Source organism: Nitrospinota bacterium, assembly GCA_035528715.1.
Classification (GTDB): Bacteria; JADFOP01; JADFOP01; order DATKYB01; family DATKYB01; genus DATKYB01.
This window is the reverse complement of sequence record DATKYB010000070.1, coordinates 1-2,496: the sequence shown is the minus strand read 5'-3', so window position 1 is coordinate 2,496 and position 2,496 is coordinate 1. Positions and strand designations below refer to the sequence as shown.

General features: G+C 39.2%; 4 protein-coding genes. All 4 read right to left on the bottom strand.

Annotated features, from left to right (window positions below; translation table 11 throughout):
- Positions 1-267 (bottom strand): hypothetical protein (locus tag VMW81_05475; protein ID HUU50386.1); only part of this gene is annotated, 267 nt, incomplete at its 3' end.
- Between the two features lie 66 nt (positions 268-333).
- Positions 334-663, bottom strand: a complete 330-nt coding sequence (locus tag VMW81_05470; GenBank protein ID HUU50385.1) for a hypothetical protein — start codon at positions 661-663, stop codon at positions 334-336.
- 182 nt (positions 664-845) lie between these two features.
- On the bottom strand, positions 846-971 hold the full coding sequence (locus VMW81_05465) for a hypothetical protein (protein ID HUU50384.1): 126 nt from the start codon (positions 969-971) through the stop codon (positions 846-848).
- Between the two features lie 166 nt (positions 972-1,137).
- Positions 1,138-2,169, bottom strand: coding sequence for a rod shape-determining protein (locus VMW81_05460; GenBank protein ID HUU50383.1), 1,032 nt, complete (start codon positions 2,167-2,169; stop codon positions 1,138-1,140).
- Positions 2,170-2,496 lie beyond the last annotated feature (327 nt).

Here is a 2,496-nt window from a genome sequence, read left to right as displayed (position 1 = left end):
TTCTTTTGGAGGATACAATGCCGCAACGATCCATATAGTAGCCACAGAACCAATAATTGCAGGCACAATATAAACATCCCAAAATTTAAACCACCAATGCCCCCATATCCATCCTAGCCAAGCACCAACCCAACCAACAAAAATCTCAGCAATAAAGCCTTGTATTCCTTCGCCGATTTTTATCTTTGCGAGATAGAACAATATCGCTGAGACTACAATGCTAATAATAATTAAGACTACACATGCTAAAAAACTCATTCCGATCATCGGTTGTTACCTCCTATTTATAGTTTTTACATGTTTGTTTTTACTTTAATTTTTTCTCCTTTTTAATCAATTGCAAACTGGCTGATATCTAGCAATAAGTTCAGTCTCTATAGTCTTTCTTTCTTCTTCAGTAGAACCAGACATGAGATATATCGCAATGAACATTTGCTCTTCTTCAATCACTTCTTTTATCCAATCTTTGTATTTTTCGTGAGATTTTAAAAAAACCCGTTCTGCAAAATTCCTTGTTTGACCGAAATAAATAGGTTTAAGTGGTATAGGACTACTAGATAAATCAGGTTTTAGAATTACATATAGACCTGGCGCTTTAGGGGGTTCCCATTTAGCAATCCGTGTTGGTTCGCTAAATTCATATTCGCCAAAAATAATATTCATTTTATGTCCTTCTTGCTGATGACAAACTAATATCACATGAAAAAAATGATGTCAATAGAAGCCGTATATGCTTTAAAATATGGTCTGTATTTAAGAGTAGGTAATCATAGTTAAAAAGGTGCTTGGGGGGATATGGGTCCGAGTGAAATGTCAATGAGAATTTAGGTCAGAACGATAGAAGATCACTTACTCTTCACCCCAGCCAGTCGCTTCTTAACATCCTCTACCTCAGCAATACCAGGGTCAGCGTCCTTCCAGAGGTCGAGGAATTTCTCATAATGCTGAAACCATAGCTTTAGAAATATCATGAGTTATCCAAATTCCTCCAAAACGAAACATACAAACTCATCAAAGCAAAGGAAGCGCAATCGGTAAAGAATGACTCTATATGCACATCTGCGTGCTACGTACAGACATGCATCTGACAATGGATTCCTGCCTCAACAGGAAAAAGGGCATGAAAATTTAAATCGGTTACTCAAGAGCCATCTTTTTCAAAAGTTCTAAATTGTCGAGCATCTTGCCAGCACCAAGAACAACTGTCGTTAAAGGATCATCAGTAATAAAAACCGGTAATTTCGTTTCCTCTCGTATACGCTTATCCATATTCTTTAGAAGAGCGCCTCCACCTGTTAAGATGATGCCACGGTCTATGATGTCCGCAGAGAGTTCGGGAGGAGTCTTTTCAAGAGATACTCTGATGGCATTGATAATTGCAGAGACAACATCTTCGAGTGCTTCCCTCAGTTCTTGATCATTAATGACAATCGTCTTTGGGATTCCTTCTTTTAAATCTCTCCCTTTAACCTCCATTGTTATAGGTTCATCCAAAGGATAAGCCGAACCTATTTGCACTTTAATATGCTCGGCACTTCTTTCTCCGATAAGCAAATTGTATTTTTTCTTAAGATACTGGATGATGGCCTCATCCATTTCGTGCCCAGCAATTCGTACGGAATGGCGAAATACGATCCCATTGAGAGAAATGACAGCGATATCTGTTGTTCCCCCTCCTATATCCACAATCATTATGCCTGTTGGTTCTGAAATAGGAAGACCTGCTCCTACAGCGGCTGAAACCGACTGTTCTACCAAATAGACATCAGAAGCCTTAGTTCTTATGGCAATGTCCTTAACAGCGCGTTTTTCAACCTGAGTAATTCCTGTCGGAATTCCGATAACTACTCTCGACCTAATTAAAAAACCTCGGTTTCTTTTGGACTTCTTTATAAAAAAATCAAGCATTTTCTCTGCAACCTCAAAATCCGCAATGACGCCATCCCTCATAGGCTTGATGACCAGGACACTGTCCGGAGTTTTCCCCAGCATCTCCTTTGCTCGTTTTCCAACAGCTTCCACTTCACCTGTCTCCTTGTTTATGGCTACCAAAGAAGGCTCCTGAACTTTGATTCCTTTTCCTTTAAGATAAACCAAAGTATTGGTCGTACCAAGATCTATAGCCATATCACAAGACAGCCTATCTTTAAGCCAGGTAACCAAACTCATTGATGTCCTTCTTTATCTATTGAAGGGAGATAGGCTATTTTAAAAAAACACTTCCTTTACGAAATAATACTCTCCTTTCTACTTTCTTACCTCTGGGATTTTGATGGGAGTTTATAGGGGGATATGATTGATCTGAAACTCATCCTCGCAGTCACACGCCCTTCTGTACGACTTCGTCTCTTTTCTTTTTCTTTCTCTCTCACCGTCTCGCTCTGACTGCCTATAAGTCTATCATACCTTGAACCACTTCTAATTCTTTTTTCTTTTCTTGAATTATCTCACCAAACACTTTGATTGTATCCTCTCGCTCGAGTGTGAGAAGAGCTC